The sequence below is a fragment of the Lysobacter antibioticus genome, assembly GCF_001442535.1.
GTDB lineage: Bacteria > Pseudomonadota > Gammaproteobacteria > Xanthomonadales > Xanthomonadaceae > Lysobacter > Lysobacter antibioticus.
On sequence record NZ_CP013141.1, the window covers coordinates 2026779 to 2043943 of the forward strand.

The window sequence follows — 17165 nt, forward strand, 5'->3', positions numbered from 1 at the left end:
GCGGTGCGAGTCGCTATCGAGGGGCCCGCGCTGCGAACGGAGCTGCGGGCGCGGAGGCCTTGCACGGGCGTCGAGGGGCGACGCCCGCAGGCGGGCGCCGGGTTCGCGGCCGATTCGCATCGATCCGCGAGGCCGCGGCATCAGGCGTCCTTGTCGAGGAACTTCTCGGCGTCGAGGGCGGCCATACAGCCGAAACCGGCCGAGGTGATGGCCTGGCGATAAACCTGGTCGGCGACGTCGCCGGCGGCGAACACGCCCGGCACCGAGGTCTGGGTGGCGTTGCCGTCGAGGCCGGTCTGGATCGTCAGGTAGCCGTTCTTCATCTCGAGCTGGCCTTCGAACAGGGTCGTGTTCGGGGTGTGGCCGATGGCGATGAAGAGGCCATGGATGGTCAGATCGCGGGTCGAACCGTCCTGCACCGACTTCACCCGCAGGCCGGTCACGCCGACGTCGTTGCCGAGCACTTCGTCGACGGTGTGGTGCCACACCGGTTCGATCTTGCCGGCCTGGATCTTGGCCTGCAGCTTGTCCTGCATGATCTTCTCGGCGCGCAGGGTGTCGCGGCGATGCACCAGGTAGACCTTGCGCGCGATGTTGGACAGATACAGCGCTTCCTCGACCGCGGTGTTGCCGCCGCCGATCACCGCCACGTCCTGGTCCTTGTAGAAGAAACCGTCGCAGGTCGCGCAGGCCGACACGCCGCGGCCCTTGAAGGCGTCTTCCGACGGCAGGCCGAGGTACTTGGCGGTCGCGCCGGTGGCGATGATCAGGGCATCGGCGGTGTAGTCGCCGTTGTCGCCCTTGAGCCGGAACGGACGCTTGGACAGATCGGCGGTGTGGATGTGATCGAACACGACTTCGGTATCGAAGCGTTCAGCGTGCGCCTGCATGCGCGTCATCAGATCCGGGCCCATCAGGCCGTGCGCGTCGCCGGGCCAGTTGTCGACTTCGGTCGTGGTCATGAGCTGACCGCCCATTTGCAGGCCCGTGATCACCAGCGGCTTCAGGTTCGCGCGAGCGGCGTAGACGGCGGCAGTCCAGCCGGCGGGGCCGGAACCGAGAATGACGACACGGGAGTGCTTGGAAGGGGTCATGTATATAATCGCGGCAGTTGGGAGCGCGCTCTGCGCAGAATGAAACTCGACATTCCAGCCATACGCCGGCGTGTTGAAGTTTCAGGAGCAGGGCATAGCTTGGAGGCGGCGTCCCGGCAAAACAAGGCGTGTCGTACGGACGCAACGTTGCGTGCCACCAGTCTCATCTTGCTGGCCACCATGGCGCCCTATCTAATCGCACACCGGAATAGCCACGAACACTTGCGTCAGCCCCACGTACCACCGCAACCGTTCCGACACCACACGACAACTTAGACAATCAGGCTTGGGGCGCCGCGCATGCGGCGTTTTTTCTGGGCCGCACTGGAGACAGCAATGCGTATCGGCGTACCGAAGGAAACCAAGACCCTCGAAGGGCGCGTCGCGCTCGTTCCCGCCGCGGCGGGCGATCTGGTCAAGCGCGGCCACGAGGTCTGGCTGGAACAGGACGCGGGCATCAAGAGCGGGTTCAAGGACGCCGACTACACCCGCCTGGGCGTGAAGATCGCCCCGGACGCGGCGGCGCTGTACGAAAAGGGCGAACTGATCGTCAAGGTCAAGGAGCCGATCGCCGGCGACCTGCAGCATCTGCGCAAGGATCACCTGCTGTTCTGCTACCTGCACCTGGCCGCCGAGCCGGTGCTGACCAAGCAACTGCTCGACATCGGCCTGACCGGCATCGCCTTCGAGACCGTCGAGCTGCCCAACGGCGACCTGCCGCTGCTGGCGCCGATGTCGATCATCGCCGGCAAGATCGGCGTCCAGGTCGGTACCCACCTGCTGCACCAGCCCATGAGCGGCAAGGGCAAGCTGCTCGGCGGCCTGCCGTCGACCGAGCGCGGCAAGGTGGTGGTGTTCGGCGCCGGCCAGGCCGGCGGCGCGTCGGCGGCGCTGGCCGCGGCCGGCGGCTCCAACGTCACCGTGTTCGAAATGCGCCAGGACCGCATGGACCAGATGATGCGCCTGGGCAACAACGTCACCGCGTTGTTCCCCTATGTCGACGTGGTCGCCCGCGAAGTGGCCTCGGCCGACCTGGTGATCGGCGCGGTGCTGGTGACCGGCGCGCGCGCGCCGCACGTGCTGACCCGCGAAATGCTCAAGGGCATGGAAGACGGCAGCGTGGTGGTCGACATCTCGATCGATCAGGGCGGCTGCTTCGAGACCTCGCGTCCGACCACCTGGAAGGAGCCGACCTACGTCGAAGAGGGCGTGACCCACTTCTGCGTGACCAACATGCCGGGCGCCGTGCCGCAGACCTCCTCGCAGGCGATCTGCGCGGCGATCCTGCCGTGGGTCAACAAGCTGGCCGCCGGCGACGAGTGGCGCAACAACCCGGCGCTGGTGCGCGGCATCAACGTCGAGGCCGGCAAGCTGATCCATCCGGCCCTGCAGGGCATGAAGCTGTAAGCGAAACCACGGCCGGGACCGGCCGGCCAGGCGGGGCGACGCGATCGCGCTCGCCGGGTCCGGACGGTTTGCGCTGGAGGAGCGGGGCGGTAAGGTGGGGCGGTGGCCGATCTCGGTGCTACCGTCGCGCCGGCCGCCCCGTTTCTCGTAAGGGGCGCCGGATTCGCGCCGTCCCACGGAGATGCCGCGGCGATGTCGCGGGGATGGGCGGGGCGGCGCTTGGGCGGGCCGCCAGCCTGTTTCTTTCCACTTCGCGCGATTCGGCTGTATATTCAACAACTAACAGTATCAACCTAAGGCAGCACATCACGGTGGCGCAAGCTCCCACAGCCAGTCGCAAGAAGGCCAAGCCAACCGAAGCGGTGAAAACCCCGCCGTCGCCGAAGCGACAGCGCCTCATGCGCGACATCTCGCTGATCGTGATCGCGCCGCTGCTGCTGTATCTGCTGGCGAGCCTGGTGACGTTTTCGCCGGCCGATCCGGGTTGGTCGCATTCGGGCTCGATCACCGCGCCGCTGCACAACGTCGGCGGCCGCGTCGGTGCCTGGACCGCCGACGTGCTGCTCTACCTGTGCGGTTATGTCGCCTTCCTGCTGCCGATCATGCTCGGCGCGATCGCCTGGATCGCGCTGTTCGGCATGGATACCGACGGCGACGGCGAAGCCGACCTCGGCCCGGCGCTGCGCCTGATCGGCATCGTTGGTTTCCTGGTCTCGGCGACCGGCCTGCTGCAACTGCGTTTCGGCCCGGCCGAAGATTTCTCCGCCGGCAGCGGCGGCATCCTCGGCCAGTTGGTCGGGCGTTCGCTGTACTCCGGTTTCGGCCCGGTCGGCGGCAATCTGTTCCTGCTCGCGCTGCTGCTGATTTCGGTGACCCTGGCCACCGGCATCTCCTGGTTCGCGGTCATGGACAAGCTCGGCCAGTGGACGATGGCCTTGGGCCCGAGCCTGAGCAAGCTGTTCCGCCGCGGCAGCCAGCAGGCGACCGAATGGCGCCAGGCCCAGGTCATGCGCGAAGAGCGCGAGGAAGTGCGCAAGGTCGACACCGAGCTGCGCTCCAAGCGCGAGAAGGTGCGGATCGAACCGCCGCCGGCACCGGTGGTGGAGAAGAGCGAACGCGCCAAGCGCGAAACCCAGATCCCGCTGTTCAACACCGGCGACGGCAGCGGCTTGCCGCCGCTGGCCCTGCTAGACGATCCCAAGCCGCAGCCCAAGGGCTACAGCGAAGAGACCCTGGAAACCCTGTCGCGGCAGATCGAGTTCAAGCTTAAGGACTTCCGTATCGACGCTCAGGTCATGGGCGCGTACCCGGGCCCGGTCATCACCCGTTTCGAGGTGCAGCCGGCCCCCGGCGTCAAGGTCAGCCAGATCAGCTCGCTCGACAAGGACATCGCCCGCGGCCTGTCGGTCAAGTCGGTGCGCGTGGTCGACGTGATCCCCGGCAAGTCGGTGATCGGCCTGGAAACGCCGAACACCAGCCGCGAGATGATCTACCTGTCCGAGCTGCTGCGTTCGAAGGAATACGACAAGTCCGGCAGCCCGCTGACCTTGGCCCTGGGCAAGGACATCGCCGGCCGCCCGACCGTGGCCGACCTGGCGCGCATGCCGCATCTGTTGGTCGCCGGCACCACCGGTTCGGGTAAGTCGGTCGCGGTCAACGCGATGGTGCTGAGCCTGCTCTACAAGGCCTCCGCGAAAGAACTGCGGATGCTGATGATCGACCCGAAGATGCTCGAACTCTCGGTCTACGAGGGCATCCCGCATCTGCTCGCGCCGGTCGTCACCGACATGAAGGAAGCCGCCAACGGCCTGCGCTGGTGCGTGGCCGAGATGGAGCGCCGCTACAAGCTGATGTCGATGGTCGGCGTGCGCAACCTGGCCGGCTTCAACAAGAAGGTCCGCGACGCCGAGGAAGCGGGCCAGCCGATGATGGACCCGCTGTTCAAGCCCAACCCGGAGCTCGACGAAGCGCCGCGCCAGTTGGAAACCTTGCCCTTCATCGTCATCTTCATCGACGAATTCGCCGACATGATGATGATCGTCGGCAAGAAGGTCGAAGAGCTCATCGCCCGCCTGGCGCAGAAAGCGCGCGCCGCCGGCATCCACCTGATCCTCGCCACCCAGCGCCCGTCGGTCGACGTCATCACCGGCCTGATCAAGGCCAACATCCCGACCCGCATCGCCTTCCAGGTGTCGAGCAAGATCGACTCGCGCACGATCCTGGATCAGTCCGGCGCCGAGACCCTGCTCGGTCACGGCGACATGCTGTATCTGCCGCCCGGCACCGCGATGCCCGAGCGCGTGCACGGCGCCTTCGTCTCCGACGAGGAAGTGCACCGCGTGGTCGAACACCTCAAGCAGGTCGGCGGCCGCCCGGATTACATCGAGGGCGTGCTCGACGAAGTGCAGACGATGGGCGATGGCACCGTGGTCGGTGCGACCGGCCTGCCGGAAACCGCCAACGCCGGCGGCGACGAATCCGATCCGCTCTACGACGAGGCCGTGCGCATCGTCACCGAGACCCGCCGCGCCTCGATCTCGGGCGTGCAACGCCGGCTCAAGATCGGCTACAACCGCGCCGCGCGCCTGATCGAGGCGATGGAAGCGGCCGGCATCGTCACCCCGCCCGAGCACAACGGCGACCGCAGCGTGCTGGCGCCGCCGCCGCCGAAGTAGGGCGCTTCGACCTCATGCGGGCTTGCGGATGAATGGCGGATCCTTGCTGGCCCGTATGCGGACGTTCGTCGCCCGCCGGCCGGCGATGCTGTGGTGGCTGGCCGCGCTGCTGCTGGCGTTGGCGGTCGAGCCGGTGCTGCAGGCGGGCCTGATCGGCTTTATCGAAGGCCTCACGGAGGCGCCGCCTTAGCTGAACCGATGAAGCGCCCGGCCAGCCCTGGCGCGTGCCCGTTCAGTTTTTTGTTGTCAGACTCTGCGCAAGCGTTCTGGAGTATTCCCATGATTCGTACCGTCAAATTCGCCGCGGCCGGCGCGATCGCCGCCGTACTGTTCTCGGCCAGCGCCTTCGCCGGCGCGCGCGACGACCTGGGCGCCTTCACCCGCGGCCTCAAGGGCCTCGACGGCCAGTTCGCCCAGCAGGTCTACGACGCCAACGGCAAGCTCAAGGAAACCTCGCAGGGCCAGGTGGCGCTGTCGGCGCCGCGCCTGTTCCGTTGGGAATACGTCAAGCCGTACCCGCAGTTGATCGTCGCCGACGGCAAGAAGGTCTGGGTCTTTGAACCCGACCTCAAGCAGGTCACGGTGCGTCCGCAGGGCGCCGAGGAACAGAACAGCCCGCTCGCCGCGCTGATCGACCCGACCCGTCTGGATGCGATGTTCGTGGTCAAGGACAACGGCAGCAACGGCGGCCTCAACTGGCTGTCGCTGCAACCCAAGACCGAGAACGACGCCAGCTTCCGCAGCGCCAAGCTCGGCTTCAACGCCAGCGGCCTGGCGAAGATGGAAATCGTCGACGCGCTGGGCCAGAAGACCGAGATCAGCTTCAGCGGCTGGAAGCGTAACCCGAGCTTCCCGGCGACCACGTTCAAGTACGCGCCGGCCAAGGGCGTGGACGTGATCGGCGAAGGCTGAGCGACATTCCGCGGCACGGCCGCGACGCGCAAGGATCGAAACGCGAGCCCCGACGGGCTCGCGTTTTTCGTTTGTGCGCAGCTTTGCGGGCGCCGATGTCGCGAAGAGTGACATCGATCAACTGCGTTTGCGTCGCGGGCTCGTGTTTGTGAGTCGCGTCGCAGCGCATCGTCGCGATGCGTCGCGTTATTCGTCGGCTCGGTCCGCAGCCGTGCCGCGTTGCATGCTGCGCGGCGTCACAGCACGAACCAAGGCGCTGCATGCCCCGGCGCGATCGCGGTGGCATGCTCGCCGCGCTTCGCCCGGACCGAGGCGAGGCCGGCGCAGGAGCGAAGCTGGCCGCATGCGCGCGTTTCCCCGCCAGCGACCCGACTGGAGTACGACCGCATGAAGCGTCTATCGTTATTGATCGCCTTGTTGCTGCCGACGATGGCGGCCGCCCAGGACCAGACCTTGGAGAAGGACAACGGCATCATCCGCATCCGGCTCAACGAAAAAGTTGCGCCGTTCCAGGAGCGCTCGCCGATGATCACCGGCCTGTGGATCGCCGGCCGCCTGGCCGTGCCGCACGACAACGTCGGCGCCGACTTCCAGATGACCACGCGCAGCAGGGAGGGCAACGAGTACAACCCCACCCAGGGCGGCGACTGCAACGGCCATGCCTCGCTGCTGACCGGTTCGATCCCGAACTGGAGCGGCGCCCAGCTCGGCACCCCGGCCAGCCACGGCATCCTGCTCGGCATCGATCCGTTGCTGTACGACGAGCCGGGCCTCTCCGGCAGCTGCCGGGGCCGTCCGGCGCAGGTCGCGCCCTACGACATGGCCTTCGGCGTCACCCTCGGCGACGGCTTCGCCATGCCGCGCGAAGCCATGATGCTGGACATGTCGATCCGCAAGGACTTCTCCGGTGCGCAGAATCCGGTCAAGGCATTGTCGGAACTGCCGGTCGCCTTCGTCGACGCCAATTTCCTGCGTTACGCCTATTACAGCCTCAACGGTTCGCAGTTCCAGCGCTTCCAGGCGTCGTCGGCCCTCAGCCACGACATCAGGCAATGGCCGTGGAACGAGAACTTCTTCCAGAGCGCGCACGCCATCGCGCTGTGCGATCGCCCCGACATGGTCGAGCAGCCGAACCAGGGCACCTGCATGGCGTTCTATTCGCACGAGCCGACGCTCGTCTACGCCAGTCGCCGCCAGGGCGCGCCTTACGAACTCGGGCTGATGGCGATGCTCGGCGACGACGATTTCTCGACCGAGATCGTCGGCACCGAGTGGCATACCGCGCGCCGGCTGGTGGCGGTGGGGCACCTGACCTCGGTGGCGGCGGTCATCGCGCACGCCGAGCAGCACGTCCCGGCCTCGTCGTGGGCACAGTGGTAAGCGCCCGGGCGGGTTGATGCGATCCCGCTGCGGATCGTCCCGGTGGCCGCGGTCGGCGGCCGCCAACGCGAGCCCGGCGGACTCGCGTTTTTGTTCGCCGCGGCGGCCGGAGCGGGTGAGCAGGGCGCGAGCTTCGCCGAGTCGTGTCGCGCTCGGCAGTAGCGCAGTTACAGCGGCTTTTCGTAACGGATCGTGGTCAGGCCGCTGTTCCATTCCTCGTCGGGATAACGCGCCGTTTCGCGATAGCCCAAGGCCAGGTACAAGGCCTGACTGCCGGTATTGAAGGTGTCGGTTTCCAGGCTTGCGGTCGCGACGCCGTCTTCGCGCATCGCCGTTTCCAGCGTCGCCATCAGCTGTGTGGCCACGCCGTGCCGTCGCGCCGAGGCGGTCACGTGCACAGCCCCGACGAAACCGCCATCGCGGTGGGCGAAGCCGGCCACGCGACCATCGAGCTCGGCGATCACGAAGCGGCCCAGGTGCGCATCGACGAAGCGTTCGGTGCCGCCGCCGTTGCGATAAGCGGCGATCGCCTCGGCGCTGAGTTGCGGGCGCCAGGTGTCGACGAAGGTTTCCTCGAGCAGGGCCAGCACGGCGGCGCGGTCGTCTGCGCGTGCCGGGCGGATGCGAAGCGGGGTTTGGGTCATTGACGTGTCGCGGCGCTGCCTGGCAGCGCCGGATTTCCGATGCCGATGGGCCGATCATTGTGCTGCGGCCATGCATCGACAGGAATCGCGCTGTCGGTCCTTAACGCGATGTTTCGTACGGCCTCAGCCCGCGGCCGGCGCCTGCTCCGGGAACCACTCCGCGCGCGCCAGCCAGCCGGCCAGGAAGCGCTGCAGTACCGGATGCGCGGCGGCCAGATTGCGGTAATAGTCGATGCGGCCCTGGCGATAGTGCGGGTACAGCGCGGCCTGATCGGCGGCCTGCAGTGCCGCGGCCGTGTCCGGGCCGAAACGGCCGTCGGCCACCACTGGTGGGCCGAGCAGGGTCTGCACCAGCAGCACCGCATGGAAGCCGGCGTTGACCTGGAAATCGAACAGGTCCTCGGCCAGGCACTGCAGGCCGATCGCGTCGCATTGGAGCGGGTCCCAGTACAGGGTCTTGTAGAGGATCGCCGCCTGGCCGTTGCTCAGCGCCTTGAGGTTGTCGAGAGTGGGCGCGATGCCGAGCAAGGCCTGCGCATGCGCCTGGAAGGTCGCCAGGGTGATGCCCTTGTTGGTCGCGCCGCCCGGGTCGGCCGGGTCGTCGACGTAGCCGCCCTCGAACTTCAGCAGTTGCGGGAAAAACGCGTTGAAATCCGCCATCGCGATGCTCGCTGTATAGGTGGATGGAGTTCCGGCGTACCGGGTACGTGAACAAGAACGTCGCCGGGGCGGGGCTGTGAGCGGGCCTGCGTGCGCAGACCCGGTCGCGGATCCTACTCACTCGCCGGCGTGCTTGCCGCTACGCTCGATTTCCGGCCCGCACGCGGTTTGCGTTATCCCGCTGGATCAAGGGCTTGCGCCCAGGCGCGGCTCGCCGCCGGCGCGATCTTGCTATCGTGTCGGACCGCCCGACACCGGAACCCGTTCGCCCCGTGGCCCGCCGCAACGCCTCTTCCTCCGCTAACGATCGCGACCTGTTGAGCGTGGATCGCGACGGCCTGCGCCCGCTCGCCGAACGCATGCGTCCGCGCGCGCTCGACGAAATGGTCGGCCAGCGCCGTCTGCTCGCGCCGGGTTCGGCGCTGCGCCGCGCGGTCGAGTCCGGACGCGTGCATTCGATGATCCTGTGGGGGCCGCCGGGCTGCGGCAAGACCACCTTGGCGCTGCTGCTGGCGCGCTATGCCGATGCCGAGTTCAAGGCGATCTCGGCGGTGCTGTCGGGCCTGCCGGAAGTGCGCCAGGTGCTGGCCGAGGCCGCCCACCGTTTCGCCGACGGCCGCCGCACCGTGCTGTTCGTCGACGAGGTGCACCGCTTCAACAAGAACCAGCAGGACGCGTTCCTGCCGCACATCGAGCGCGGCACCATCCTGTTCGTCGGCGCCACCACCGAAAACCCCTCGTTCGAGCTCAACTCGGCCTTGCTGTCGCGCTGCCGCGTGCACGTGATGGAATCGGTCTCGCCGGAGGACATCCGCCAGACCCTGCGCCGTGCGCTCGAGGACGAGGAACGCGGCCTGGGCGGGCAGTCGATCCAGGTCGGCGACGAACTGCTGCTGCAGATCGCCACCGCCGCCGACGGCGACGTGCGCCGCGCCCTGACCCTGCTGGAGATCGCCGCCGAGCTGTCGCAGGACGAAGACGGCCTGATCACCGAGGCCACCCTGGCCCAGGTGCTGGCCGACCGCACGCGCCGCTTCGACAAGGGCGGCGACCAGTTCTACGACCAGATCTCGGCGTTGCACAAGTCCGTGCGCAGCTCCAACCCGGATGCGGCGCTGTACTGGTTCGCGCGCATGCTCGACGGCGGCTGCGACCCGCATTACCTGGCGCGCCGGATCGTGCGCATGGCGGTCGAGGACATCGGCCTGGCCGATCCGCGCGCCCAGCAGATGGCGGTCGATGCCTGGGACACCTACGACCGGCTCGGCAGCCCGGAAGGCGATCTGGCCCTGGCCCAGGTGGTGATCTACCTGGCGAGCACGGCCAAATCGAACGCGGCCTATGCGGCCTTCAACGCGGCCAAGAGCGACGTCGGCCAGTACGGCACCCAGGACGTGCCGATGCACCTGCGCAATGCGCCGACCAAGCTGATGGAACGCCTGGGCTACGCCAAGGGCTATCAGTACGACCACGACGCGGCCGGCGGCATCGCCCTCGACCAGACCGGCTTTCCCGAGGCGATGGGCGAGCGGGTGTATTACGAGCCGGTCGCGCGCGGCCTGGAGATCAAGCTCGGCGAGAAACTCGCGCGTCTGCGCGCGCTGCGTTCGCAGGCGCGCGGCGAGGGCGACGGGCAGGGCGAAGGCGAGGGCGGCTGACCGGCGAGGGCATACTCGGACGCGGCGGATCAGGCCGGCAGCGGTGACGGGCACGGACAACAGGGAGATCGCACACGGTGTTGGCTTCGTTCTTTGCAATCGGCCTCGGCGCCGCGATCGGCGCCTGGGCGCGCTGGGGCCTGGGCCTGTGGCTCAATCCGAGCCATGCCAGCCTGCCGCTGGGCACCCTGGCGGCGAACCTGATCGGCGGCTACGGCATCGGCCTGGCCGTGGCCTGGTTTTCGCAACACCCCGCGATCGCGCCGGAGTGGCGCTTGTTCGTCATCACCGGCCTGCTCGGCGGGCTGACCACCTTCTCGACCTTCTCGGCCGAAGTCGTGCACTTGCTGGGGCGCCAGCAATTCGGCTGGGCCTTCGGCGTGGCCGCGCTGCATATGTTGGGCTCGTTCGCGATGACCGCGGCCGGCATCGCCAGCGTGCAGGCTTGGGGGCGCGCTGGCTGAGTCGTGCTGGCCGAGCCGCGCCGGCGGAGCGGCGGCCCGCCATTCACTCGATGGGCGGCGGGACCGGACGACGCGACATGCGCAGCACATCGTCGCTCGGTGCGGACACCTTGTTGGCCAGGACCTGCTGCAGGGATTCGACCTCGGCCCAGACCATGTGCTGCAGCGCCTGCAACAAGGTCATGCCGGCATTCGACAGGATCAGGCGGCCGTCGTGGCTCAGAGCCAGCCCATCCTCGATCAATGCATGTTTCATGTGGCTGGTTTCCGGTTGCACCCCGCGTTGCAACCCAACTAGAACGCTCAACAGAGCGTGTTCGCGCAATGACACCTTGAACAAAGCACTTCCCCTCTCTGCACCCGGCACGTATGGCTTGTATGTGCCGGCGATCACGATATGGGATCGGACGTGATGACAGCTTTGACAGGCACCGGTGCACCCGAAAGTTGTCTTTACCGAGGACCGGGCGGGGGCCGCCCGGTGTCGCGGCGGCATTGGCGCACGTGCCCGGCCCCGTTGTAACTGTCCTGGCGATGCGGCATCGTCGCCGCACCCGCCGGGTCGGCGGGCACACCACAGATTCGGGACTTCCATGCTGATCTACGACAAAGTCGTGCCGCTGAACCGGCACACCCATCGCCGCCTGCGCCTGCGTTCGTCCTCGCACAACGCCCGCTTCGCCGCCGGGCTCAACTCCGTGCCGTTGACCACGGTCGAGTTCCTGCAGGCCGCCTGCGAGTACGCGATCGTGTTTGCCAAGCTCGAGAGCGGCGACTACCTGCCGGCGATCATGGTCGGCCTGCGCAACGAAGAGAACCTCTACGTCGGCGAAGACGCGCGCTGGAAGCGCGGCTACGTGCCGGCGTTCCTGCGCCAGTACCCCTTCATCCTCACCGAAGACCGCGCCAACAACACGATGACGGTGTGCATCGACATGGGCTACGACGGCCTGTCGGAAGAAGAGGGCGAGCCGTTGTTCCAGGAAAACGGCGAGGACACCGAGAGCCTGGCGCGGGCGATGGGCTTCATGTCGAGCTACCACGACGAGTTCAGGCGCACCGCCGCGTTCACCGCCAAGCTCAAGGAACTCGACTTGCTGGAGCAGCGGGTGATCCGTTTCGGCGCCGAGGGCGAGCCGCAGCGTGAACTCGGCGGCGTCTACGTCGTATCGGAAGAGCGTCTGCTCAAGCTCGACGACAAGCTCATCCCGGATCTGCTGCGTTCCGGCGCGCTCGGCTTGATCTACACCCACCTGACCTCGATGCAGAACCTCGACCGGCTCTCGGCCTTGGCGCAGGAAGCGCAGAGCAAGACGGCGACGAACTGAGTTGCGCTTGGTTTTATCGCCGCGCCGCTGTTTTTTGTGCCTCACTGGCAGCGAAGTTTCTCGCTGCGGCGCGCATTGATGAGCGCTGGCTCTCGGCATTGCTGTACGCCGCTGAGCACTTGCGAAGGCTAAAGAAGATCCGGAGGGCGGCGCGCAGGGATGCGCGCCGTTTTTCATGCGCCGCAAGACCGTCGCAGCGCGGTCGCGGCTTGCGCCGCTCCTACTCTTTGAGGCGGCGGCCACGACGCCCTGATCTCGCGTCGCTTGCGACTGGAGCTCAGGGTAGGAGCGACGCAAGTCGCGACCGATCTCGCGGTGTTTCGACAAGCAAGAGCAGAAGCTTCCGTCCGCTAACGCGGCCGGGTTACTTTCTTTTGCTAAGCTCAAAAGTCCGCCTGGATTCCCTTCGGTCAAAGGTAACCAAAGAAAAGGGCTTTCCTTGACGAAGCTCCCCTGCGAGTACGCAGCTCGCGCCGGGATTTTCCGATAAGACATCCTTGTCTTATCGGAAAACGCCGCACGTCCTGTGCGGCGCCCTCCGGGTCTACGATCGCATCGCGCGTTCGGAGTCGCGCCAAGCTTTCACGGCAACGGCAACGGCAACGGCAACGGCAACGGCAAAGACACTCGACCTGACACTGGGGCGCCGCGCGCAGTGCCTCAGTCGCGCAACCGCGCCAGCTTGCGTTCGCGCCGGTGCATCAACACGCCGGCCACGCTGACCCCGATCGCCACCAGCAACACGATGATCGTGGTCAGGGCGTTGATCTCCGGGGTCACGCCGATCTTGACCTTGGAATAGACCAGCATCGGCAGGGTGGTCGAGCCCGGGCCGGAGGTGAAGCTGGCGATCACCAGGTCGTCCAGCGACAGGGTGAAGGCGAGCAGCCAGCCGGCCAGCAGGGCCGGCGCGATCAGGGGCAGGGTGATGACGAAGAACACCCGCCACGGTTTCGCGCCCAGGTCCATCGCCGCTTCTTCCAGGCTCGCGTCCATCGAGGTCATGCGCGAGCGCACCACCACGGTGACGTAGCACGCGGTCAGGGTGATGTGGGCGAGAGTGATCGTGGTCATGCCGCGCTCGGGCCAGCCGAACAGCTGCTGCACGCCGACGAACAGCAGCAGCGAGGACAGGCCGAGCATGACGTCGGGCATCACCATCGGCGCCGAGTTCATCAGGCTGAGGATGCCTCGGCCGGGGAAGCGGCCGAAACGCGACAGCGCCAGGCCGCTCGCGGTGCCGAGCGCGACCGCGGCGGTGGCCGAGATCGCGGCGATGGTCAGGCTGCGCTGCACCGCTTCCAGGATCTGCTCGTTGCGCATCAGCGCGCCGTACCACTGCAGCGAGAACCCGCCCCAGGTGGTGGCGCGTTCGGAGCCGCTGAAGGAGAACACGATCACCGAGACGATCGGCAGGTACAAGAACGCGTAGCCCAGCGCCATCATCGTGTAGAGGGTGAACGGCCGCCGCTTCACGAACGGGCCTCGCGCGCCACGCGGCGGTTCTCGACGTATTCGAACAACAAGGTGGGCAGCACGATCAGCAACAGCATGGCGATGGCGATCGCCGCCGACAACGGCCAGTCGCGGTTGGTGAAGAACTCGGTCCACAGCACGCGGCCGATGGTCAGCGCGTCGGGGCCGCCGAGCACGTCGGGGATCACGAACTCGCCGACCGCCGGGATGAACACCAGCAAGGTGCCGGCGATGATGCCGGGGATCGACAAGGGCAAGGTCACGCGCGCGAACGCCTGCCACGGTTTCGCGCCGAGGTCGGCGGCGGCTTCGAGCAGGGTGAAGTCGAGCCGGACCAGGGTCGCGGCGAGCGGCAGGATCATGAAGGGCAGGTAGTTGTAGGTGATGCCGATATAGACCGCCAGGTCGGTGTGCAGCACCGCCTCGCCGGGTTCGATCAGGCCGGTCCAGGCCAGGGCCTGGCTGATCAGGCCGTTGGCGCGCAGCAGGCCGATCAGGGCATAGGTGCGCAGCAGCGAGCTGGTCCAGAACGGCAGGATCACCAGCACCAACAGCAATAGGCGCAACACCCGCGGCGCGCGGGCGATGCCGTAGGCGATGGGATAGCCCAACAGCAGGCAGAACAGGGTCGAGACCGAGGCGAACAGCAGCGACTTCAGATAGGCGGCGATGTACAGCGGGTCCGACAACAGCGCTGCGTAGTTGGACGCGTGCAGGCGCAGCGAGGCGGCGCCGTCGGCGCCGGTCTCGATCAGCGGCGTGTACGGCGGTACTTGGCCGAACAGGCCCTGGGCGAAGCTGATCTTGAGCACGATCAGGAACGGCACCAGGAAGAACAGCGCCATCCACAGCATCGGCACCGCGGTCACCAGCAGGCGGCCGCGGCGGCTGCGGAACTCGTCGCCGACCGAGCGGAACCAACCGAAGAGGTTGTTAACGACCTCGGCCCAGAAACCCCAGCCCCCCAAGTCGCGCTTTTGCCCCATCCCACTCACAAGCCAACCCCCAGCGTCGAGGCGCAGACCGCTCCGGTACCCATGGGCCGGCGATGTACGAATCCGGCGCTCACGACGACAGCACCACCGCACTGCTCGCGTCCCACGACAGCCACAGGGTGTCGTCCCAGTCGTAATGCGGCTCGGAGCTGCGCGCGACGTGGGTTTCCTGCACCCGCAAGGTCGCGCCGTCCTCGGTCTGGACGTGATAGATCGAAACGTCGCCGAGGTAGGCGATGTCGCGGACCTTGCCGACCACGGCATTGTCCAGGCCTTCGGGGCGGGTTTCGTGGACGTCGATCTTCTCCGGACGCACGGCGATGCCGACCGCGGTACCTTCCGGCAGCGGATCGGGATGGCGCGCGAGCAGTTCGCCGCCGACCCCGTCGCAGTGCACGCGCAACAGGCCGCCGTCGTCGTGGCCGAGTACGCGCCCGTCGAGCAGGTTGATGCCGCCGATGAACTCGGCGACGAAGCGGGTCGCGGGGTATTCGTACAGCACCGCCGGCGTCGACACCTGGACGATGCGGCCGGTGTCCATGACCGCGATCCGCGACGACATCGTCATCGCCTCTTCCTGGTCGTGGGTGACCATGATGAACGTAGTGCCGACCCGCTCCTGGATGCTGACCAGTTCGAATTGGGTGTGTTCGCGCAGCTTCTTGTCGAGCGCGCCGAGCGGCTCGTCGAGCAACAGCAGCTTGGGCTGCTTGGCGAGCGCGCGGGCCAGGGCGACGCGCTGGCGCTGGCCGCCGGAAAGCTGGTCGGGCTTGCGGTTGCCGAGCTGCGGCATGCGCACGAGCTCCAGCATCGCCTGCACGCGGTCGCGGATCTCGCCGGCGCCGAGGCGGGCCTCTCCGGGCAAGCTTTGCTTGAGGCCGAAGGCGATGTTCTGGGCCACGCTCATGTGCGGGAACAGGGCGTAACTCTGGAACATCATGTTGACCGGCCGCTGGTACGGAGGCAGCTCGGTGACGTCGACGCCGTCGATCAGCACGCGGCCGCGGTCGGGCGTCTCGAAACCGGCCAACACGCGCAGCAGACTGCTCTTGCCCGAGCCGGAACCGCCGAGCAGGGCGAAGAACTCGCCGCGGTATACGTCCAGCGAGATGTCGTCGCAGGCGTAGACCTTGCCGTAGGTCTTGGTTACGCCTTCGATGCGCACGAACGGCTGTGCGGACGGGTCGCGCCAGGGTTCGAGCGCGGCGTTGCGGGCGGGGACGCTCACGCCCTCAGTGCCCGCTCTTGATGCGGGTCCAGGCGCGTACGCGCTGGCGCTGCACGTCTTCGGGCAGCGATTTGGGGTCGATGAGCTTGGCGCGGACCTCGGCCGGCGGATACACGCCGGGGTCTTGGGCGATGGCCGGGTCGACCAGGGGCAGTGCGTCCTTGTTGGCACTGGCGTAAGCCACGTGGTTACTGATCGCGGCGGCGACTTTCGGGTCGAGCAGGTAATCGATGAAGGCGTGGGCGTTGGCCGCGTGCTTGCTGTCCTTCGGCACTGCGATCACATCGACCCAGCGGATCGCGCCTTCCTTGGGCAGCACGAAGCGCAGGTTCGGTGCGGGCTTGCCGGCCTTGGCCGCGGCATCGAAGGCGTCGGTGCTGGCCTGGGCGATATCGCCCGAATAGCCCATCACCAGGCAGGCGTCGCCGTTGGCGAAGGCGTCCTTGTACTCGGCGTTGTTGAAAGTACGCACGTACGGCCGGATCGCTTCGTAAACTTTCTTGACCACCTCGATCTCGTCGGCGGTGCCAGCATTCGGATCGCGTCCGCGCCAGATCAGCGCCGCGCCGAAGGCTTCCTGGTCGTCGTCGAGCACGGTGATGCCGCATTTGGCGAGCTTGGCGGCGTTGGCCGGGTCGAACAGCAGCGACCAGGTATCGAGCGCCGCGCCGACACCGAGCGCGGCCTGGACCTTGTCGACGTTGACGCCCAGCCCGGTGGTGCCCCACATGTACGGCACCAGGTGCGCGTTGCCCGGGTCGATGGCGGCAAGATTCTGCAGCAACTGCGGGTCGAGGTGCTTCCAGTGACTCAGCTTGCTCTTGTCCAGCGCCGCATACAGTCCGCTCTTGACCTGGCGCTGGGCGAACGGCCGCGCCGAGGGAAACACTACGTCGTAGCCCGACGCGCCCGCGGTGAGCTTGCTTTCCAGGGTTTCGTTGGCGTCGTAGACGTCGTAGTTGACCTTGATGCCGGTGGCCGTCTCGAAGTTCTTGATGGTGTCGTCGGCGACGTAGTCCGACCAGTTGTAGACATTGAGCACCTTTTCCTCGGCGCCGGCCGACGCGGCGGGCGCGGCCTGGTCGGGCTGTTTGCCGCCGCAGGCGACGAGCATCAGGGCGCAGGCGAGCGGGGCAAGGCGCAGGATCACGGCGTTCTCCAAAACAGGTGCGATGGCGGGGATGTTCGGAGGGCGGTCGGGCGGTGTCAATGTAAGACAGCTCTTTGCGCCGGCCTTCACGCGA

16 protein-coding genes are annotated in these 17165 nt (G+C 67.2%); 8 read left to right on the top strand and 8 right to left on the bottom strand.

The window, feature by feature from the left end; translation table 11 throughout:
* Window positions 1-140: 140 nt before the first annotated feature.
* On the bottom strand, window positions 141-1094 hold the full coding sequence (gene trxB / locus GLA29479_RS08165) for a thioredoxin-disulfide reductase (protein ID WP_057918101.1): 954 nt from the start codon (window positions 1092-1094) through the stop codon (window positions 141-143).
* Between the two features lie 336 nt (window positions 1095-1430).
* Here trxB and GLA29479_RS08170 point away from each other — a divergent pair, with 336 nt between their 5' ends.
* The 5 genes from GLA29479_RS08170 (at window position 1431) to GLA29479_RS08185 (ending at window position 7468) form a co-directional block, all read left to right on the top strand.
* Entirely contained in the window at window positions 1431-2501 is a 1071-nt protein-coding gene (locus GLA29479_RS08170) for an alanine dehydrogenase (protein WP_057918100.1), read from the top strand.
* A 362-nt stretch (window positions 2502-2863) separates the two neighbouring features.
* On the top strand, window positions 2864-5176 hold the full coding sequence (locus tag GLA29479_RS08175) for a DNA translocase FtsK (RefSeq protein ID WP_057918099.1): 2313 nt from the start codon (window positions 2864-2866) through the stop codon (window positions 5174-5176).
* A gap of 43 nt (window positions 5177-5219) precedes the next feature.
* The gene (locus GLA29479_RS25220) at window positions 5220-5366 is read left to right on the top strand and encodes a hypothetical protein (RefSeq protein WP_169795627.1); all 147 of its coding nucleotides are present in this window, start codon (window positions 5220-5222) and stop codon (window positions 5364-5366) included.
* 89 nt (window positions 5367-5455) lie between these two features.
* On the top strand, window positions 5456-6088 hold the full coding sequence (gene lolA, locus GLA29479_RS08180; RefSeq protein WP_057918098.1) for an outer membrane lipoprotein periplasmic chaperone LolA: 633 nt from the start codon (window positions 5456-5458) through the stop codon (window positions 6086-6088).
* Window positions 6089-6475: 387 nt separating this feature from the next.
* Complete coding sequence (locus tag GLA29479_RS08185) at window positions 6476-7468, top strand: hypothetical protein (RefSeq protein ID WP_057971297.1); 993 nt, start codon at window positions 6476-6478, stop codon at window positions 7466-7468.
* A 167-nt stretch (window positions 7469-7635) separates the two neighbouring features.
* Here GLA29479_RS08185 and GLA29479_RS08190 read toward each other — a convergent pair whose 3' ends face one another.
* Window positions 7636-8112: a GNAT family N-acetyltransferase gene (locus GLA29479_RS08190; RefSeq protein ID WP_057971298.1), complete on the bottom strand. Its 477-nt coding sequence runs from the start codon at window positions 8110-8112 to the stop codon at window positions 7636-7638.
* 123 nt (window positions 8113-8235) lie between these two features.
* Window positions 8236-8772, bottom strand: coding sequence for a glycoside hydrolase family 108 protein (locus GLA29479_RS08195; RefSeq protein WP_057971299.1), 537 nt, complete (start codon window positions 8770-8772; stop codon window positions 8236-8238).
* A gap of 359 nt (window positions 8773-9131) precedes the next feature.
* Between GLA29479_RS08195 and GLA29479_RS08200 the strand changes: the two genes are divergently transcribed.
* A complete protein-coding gene (locus GLA29479_RS08200) occupies window positions 9132-10430 on the top strand; it encodes a replication-associated recombination protein A (protein WP_144436749.1) in 1299 nt (432 codons plus the stop codon).
* A gap of 77 nt (window positions 10431-10507) precedes the next feature.
* The gene (crcB, locus tag GLA29479_RS08205) at window positions 10508-10894 is read left to right on the top strand and encodes a fluoride efflux transporter CrcB (RefSeq protein WP_211265044.1); all 387 of its coding nucleotides are present in this window, start codon (window positions 10508-10510) and stop codon (window positions 10892-10894) included.
* 43 nt (window positions 10895-10937) lie between these two features.
* Here the strand turns inward: crcB and GLA29479_RS08210 are convergent, their stop codons facing one another.
* Entirely contained in the window at window positions 10938-11150 is a 213-nt protein-coding gene (locus GLA29479_RS08210) for a hypothetical protein (RefSeq protein ID WP_057918092.1), read from the bottom strand.
* 337 nt (window positions 11151-11487) lie between these two features.
* On the opposite strand from GLA29479_RS08210, the gene GLA29479_RS08215 reads away from it, so the two are divergent.
* Window positions 11488-12222: a SapC family protein gene (locus tag GLA29479_RS08215; protein WP_057971302.1), complete on the top strand. Its 735-nt coding sequence runs from the start codon at window positions 11488-11490 to the stop codon at window positions 12220-12222.
* Window positions 12223-12882: 660 nt separating this feature from the next.
* Here GLA29479_RS08215 and GLA29479_RS08220 read toward each other — a convergent pair.
* The 4 genes from GLA29479_RS08220 to GLA29479_RS08235 all read right to left on the bottom strand — a co-directional run bounded on the left by GLA29479_RS08220 (window position 12883) and on the right by GLA29479_RS08235 (window position 17071).
* Complete coding sequence (locus GLA29479_RS08220; RefSeq protein ID WP_345775651.1) at window positions 12883-13698, bottom strand: ABC transporter permease subunit; 816 nt, start codon at window positions 13696-13698, stop codon at window positions 12883-12885.
* A complete protein-coding gene (locus GLA29479_RS08225) occupies window positions 13695-14552 on the bottom strand; it encodes an ABC transporter permease subunit (protein WP_248842848.1) in 858 nt (285 codons plus the stop codon). Before GLA29479_RS08225 ends, GLA29479_RS08220 begins: the two co-directional genes overlap by 4 nt.
* Window positions 14553-14763: 211 nt before the next feature.
* Complete coding sequence (locus GLA29479_RS08230) at window positions 14764-15921, bottom strand: ABC transporter ATP-binding protein (protein WP_057918089.1); 1158 nt, start codon at window positions 15919-15921, stop codon at window positions 14764-14766.
* Between the two features lie 4 nt (window positions 15922-15925).
* Window positions 15926-17071 (bottom strand): polyamine ABC transporter substrate-binding protein, encoded by a 1146-nt coding sequence (locus GLA29479_RS08235; RefSeq protein ID WP_211265045.1) that lies wholly within the window; start codon window positions 17069-17071, stop codon window positions 15926-15928.
* Window positions 17072-17165: the final 94 nt, after the last annotated feature.